This is a genomic window from Calothrix sp. CBUCES-K 9914, from assembly GCF_059640475.1.
In genome coordinates this window covers 1-1,025 of the sequence record NZ_JBXXZH010000549.1, presented here as the reverse complement: position 1 = coordinate 1,025, position 1,025 = coordinate 1, and the positions used below count along the sequence as shown (strand labels likewise).

Sequence of the window (1,025 nt, the reverse complement as noted above, 5' to 3'; positions counted from 1 at the left end):
CCGACATTATTAAGGTATGTGGTGAAGCGAATGTTCTGCCATCTTCGACTAACCCAACTCGTCCCTACACTGTAAATACTCTTGATGAACACCTTGATATGTTGATGGTGTGTCATCACCTTGATGCGGGTATTCCCGAAGATGTGGCTTTTGCTGAGTCGCGTATTCGTCGCGAAACTATTGCTGCTGAGGATATTTTGCACGATTTAGGCGCCTTTAGTATGATTTCCTCTGACTCGCAGGCTATGGGACGAGTGGGTGAGGTGATTATTCGTACTTGGCAAACGGGGCATAAGATGAAAGTGCAGCGTGGTGGCAACGGATTACCAACGGATGTAGCGGATAATTTTAGGGCGAAGCGGTATGTGGCTAAGTATACGATAAATCCGGCTATTACGCATGGGATAGCTCAGTATGTGGGTTCTGTGGAAGAAGGTAAAATTGCTGATTTGTGTTTGTGGCGCCCTGCTTTTTTTGGTGTGAAGCCAGAGATGGTTATTAAAGGGGGAATGATTGCTTGGGCGCAAATGGGTGATGCTAATGCTAGTATTCCTACACCTCAACCTGTGCATATGCGTCCCATGTTTGGTAGTTTTGGCGGTGCCCGTCATAAAACTTCGTTAACTTTTGTTTCGCAAGAAGCGTTAAAACGGGATATACCCAACCAATTAAAATTAAACAAACAAGTAGTTGCTGTTTCAGGTATTCGTAACTTAAGCAAGCGGGATATGAAATTAAATGATGCTATGCCACATATCGAAGTTGACCCAGAAACCTACGAAGTGCGCGCGGATGGTGAGTTACTGACGTGTGAACCTGCAACGATTTTACCTATGGCACAAAGGTATTTCTTATTTTAGGGCGCCGTGTAATCCCCCCTAACCCCCCTTAATAAGGGGTAAAAAGAGCGTTTTTAGCCTCCCTTTATAAAGGCGGAAAAAGAGGTTTTTAAGCCCCCTTATTAAGCAGGGCTGATTCGTTCCCTAAAAATCTTGAAAAATCAAGGGTTTCGCGCAAATCTTTAT

General features: G+C 44.3%; 1 protein-coding gene. It reads left to right on the top strand.

Annotation, left to right across the window (positions count from 1 at the left end; translation table 11 throughout):
* Positions 1-860: urease subunit alpha (locus AC2JBO_RS44995; protein ID WP_496960097.1), on the top strand; the 860-nt coding region annotated here is incomplete at its 5' end.
* Between the last annotated feature and the right edge of the window lie 165 nt (positions 861-1,025).